The sequence below is a fragment of the Polaromonas sp. P1_E1_2 genome, assembly GCF_056406035.1.
Genome location: NZ_JBFUAZ010000529.1, coordinates 1 through 2,992, shown reverse-complemented (window position 1 = coordinate 2,992; position 2,992 = coordinate 1). Strand labels below are relative to the sequence as shown.

At 63.5% G+C, this 2,992-nt stretch carries 3 protein-coding genes; 1 reads left to right on the top strand and 2 read right to left on the bottom strand.

What is annotated here, in order from left to right; translation table 11 throughout:
* Both AC1D1P_RS19335 and tsaE read right to left on the bottom strand, forming a co-directional pair.
* A partial coding sequence (locus AC1D1P_RS19335; RefSeq protein WP_477674091.1) for an N-acetylmuramoyl-L-alanine amidase occupies positions 1-1,299 on the bottom strand: 1,299 nt, incomplete at its 3' end.
* Positions 1,296-1,802: a tRNA (adenosine(37)-N6)-threonylcarbamoyltransferase complex ATPase subunit type 1 TsaE gene (gene tsaE, locus AC1D1P_RS19330; protein WP_477674090.1), complete on the bottom strand. Its 507-nt coding sequence runs from the start codon at positions 1,800-1,802 to the stop codon at positions 1,296-1,298. The genes tsaE and AC1D1P_RS19335, both read right to left, overlap by 4 nt.
* A 15-nt stretch (positions 1,803-1,817) precedes the next feature.
* Between tsaE and queG the strand changes: the two genes are divergently transcribed.
* Positions 1,818-2,870: a tRNA epoxyqueuosine(34) reductase QueG gene (gene queG, locus AC1D1P_RS19325; RefSeq protein ID WP_477674092.1), complete on the top strand. Its 1,053-nt coding sequence runs from the start codon at positions 1,818-1,820 to the stop codon at positions 2,868-2,870.
* Positions 2,871-2,992 lie beyond the last annotated feature (122 nt).

Below are 2,992 nucleotides of genomic sequence, written 5' to 3'. Positions count from 1 at the left end.
GTCGCTGCGCAGTTTGGCTTCTTCGTCGGGGTTGCTGATAAAGGCGGTCTCCACCAGCACACTGGGAATGTCAGGCGCTTTCAGGACAGCGAAGCCGGCTTGCTCGACTTTCGGTTTGTGCAGCTTGCCGACATTACCGATCTCGCCCAACATGGCGCTGCCGAGCTTCAGGCTGTCGTTGATCTGCGCCGTGGTGCTCATGTCGAGCAGAGCTTTCTGTACCTGGGCGTCCTTGGCCTTGACGTTGATGCCGCCCACCAGGTCGGCCGAGTTTTCCTTGTCGGCGATCCAGCGCGCGGCGCTGCTGGACGCGCCTTTTTCGCTGAGCGCGAAGACGCTGGCGCCCTGTGGACGCGCCGTAAAAAATGCGTCGGCGTGGATGCTGATAAAGAGGTCGGCCTGCACGCGACGCGCCTTCTGCACGCGCACATGCAGCGGCACAAAGAAGTCGGCATCGCGCGTGAGGTAGGCGCGCATATTGGGCTGCTGGTTGATGCGGTCGCGCAGGCGGTGCGCGATCTGCAGCACCACGTCTTTCTCGCGCGTGCCGCCGGGGCCGACGGCACCGGGGTCTTCTCCGCCATGGCCCGGGTCCAGCGCGACGATGACGAGGCGGTCGGTCTTGTTCTTCGCAATGACGGCCGCTTCGGGCGAGGTCTTGGCGCCGCCGGGGGTGGCAGGGCCGGTCGTTGGCCCGTGGGTCTTGTCCTTGTCTTTTTCCGCGACGACTGCCGGCGGTGGCTTGCCGTCGGCCTGCTTGCCCGACTGCCGTGCGATCAGGTCGGCAATAGGGTCATTGGCAGGCGCGGGCGTTGCGCCTGGTTGCCTGTCGGCGAGCTTCTCGGCAATCAGGGCTTCGAGCGGGTCGGCGACCTGCGTCGGGTACAAGTCAAACACCAGCCGGTACTGGTAGGCGGCCACAGGCGGCAGGGTGAACACCTGCGGCTGTATGGGCTGCTTGAGGTCTATCACCAGCCGCACCACGCCAGGGGCGTTTTGCCCCACGCGTATGCCCGAGATATTCGGGTCGTCGGATTTCACCTTGGCGACCAGTTCGCGCAGCGCGGGAATCAGGTCTATGCCTTCCATGTCGACGGCAAGGCGCGGCGGGTCGGCGATGAAAAATTGTTTTGCCTTGATTTCGCCGTCGGACTCGATGGTGAGCCGCGTGTAGTCTTTGGACGGCCAGACACGTACCGCCACGATGGTTGCGCCGCGCGCGATGTGCTGCACACCCAGCAGAAGCACCAAGCTGCCCAGTTGCAGGGCGCTGCGGCGGTTCAGGGTCCGGCGCTTCATGCCAGCAGCTCCACGCCCGTGGGCGTGTGGGCTGTCAGGGTGACGGCACGCGTTTCATCAGGCAGGACTTCCAGCTGCAGCAGCAGGTCGGGCTGCGGCAGATGCGGGCCAGCGTTCTCGGGCCATTCGACGAGCTTGAGGCCCGGGCTGGCAAAGATGTCGCGGAATCCGGCTTCTTCCCATTCGCGGGGATCGTTAAAACGGTAGAAGTCGAAGTGCCAGATGTTCAGGCCGGCGTGCCGGCTGGACGCGGGCAGGGTGTAGGGCTCAACCACCGCATATGTCGGGCTTTTGATGCGGCCCTCGACGCCCAGGCTCTGCAACAGGTGACGCACGAAGGTCGTTTTGCCGGCGCCCAGGTCGCCCTGCAGTTCGACCAGTGCGCGCCCGATGGAGGGATGCCGCGCCAGTGCCTGCGCGAAGGCTGCCGTGGCCGCTTCGTCCTGCCAGGCAATGTTTTTTACAATCAGCGGGTGCCCGCCAGCAATTCTTTGAACAGTCATCAATTCGTTTCTCAAATTCAAACTTGGGCGCGCGAGCTTGGATTTTCGCAAATTGGCGTGGCCGGTGTGGATTTATCGTCGGCCGAGCCTGGATTATCAGCCTGGCTCGCTGCAGGCTTCCATGGTGACATGCATTACATGGCGGCGCACGGGCTCAAACGGGCCCGGCCGGCCGAGCTGATTCCGGGCACCATCAGCGTCATCACGGCACGCATGGACTATCTGCCCGCATCGACGGCTGCCGCCCCGGGCGAATGGCAGGCCCTTGAGTTCAGCCGGCTTGAGCGGCCTGCGGAAGGCATTGTGTCGGTGTATGCACGTGGCCGCGACTATCACAAGATCATGCGCGCGCGCCTGCAAAAACTCAGCGAACGCATCTCCAGCCACGTCGGTCAGCTCGGCCATCGGGCTTTCACCGACTCCGCACCTGTGCTGGAGGCCGAACTGGCAGCGCGCAGCGGCCAGGGCTGGCGTGGCAAACACACCTTGCTGCTCAACCGGGAAGCGGGCTCCATGTTCTTCCTGGGGGAAATCTACGTCGACATTGCCCTGCCGCCCAGCGAGCCGGTGACGCCGCACTGCGGCACCTGCCAGGCCTGCATTGACGTGTGCCCGACGCGGGCGATCATCGCACCCCACAAGCTCGATGCACGGCGTTGCATCTCTTACCTCACCATCGAACACGTGGGCCCGATCCCGCTGGAGCTTCGTCCGCTGATGGGTAACCGGATTTATGGCTGCGACGACTGCCAGCTGGTCTGCCCGTGGAACAAGTTCGCCCAGCGTAGCGCCTTGCCCGACTTTGACGAGCGCAGCGGCTTGACCGGGCAGCAACTCGTCACTCTGGTCGGCTGGACGGAGGTGGATTTTTTGCGATTCACCGAAGGCAGCCCGATACGCCGTATAGGCCATGAACGCTGGCTGCGCAATATTGCGGTGGCCATGGGCAATGCCCTGCGGGTGCTCGATCCTGAGGCGGGAACGCCCCTGCGCGAAGCCCTGCAAATGCATGCCGCTTCTCCCAGCGAGCTGGTGCGGGAACATGTGGCTTGGGCCCTCGGTCAATAAATTTGAATGAAATTGGCCTGCAGCCCTTTAAGGGTGTGCGCAAGCAGCTATTAAATCAATAGCAATTTGCCGGCTTCTCCCTAACGCAGAACACCCAGCGCAAACGGCAGGCTGACTACGCC

What these genes read in the sequence shown, in the direction of transcription:
- tsaE (WP_477674090.1), bottom strand. Translation starts at nt 1,802, where the DNA reads ATGACTGTTCAAAGAATTGCTGGCGGGCACCCGCTGATTGTAAAAAAC.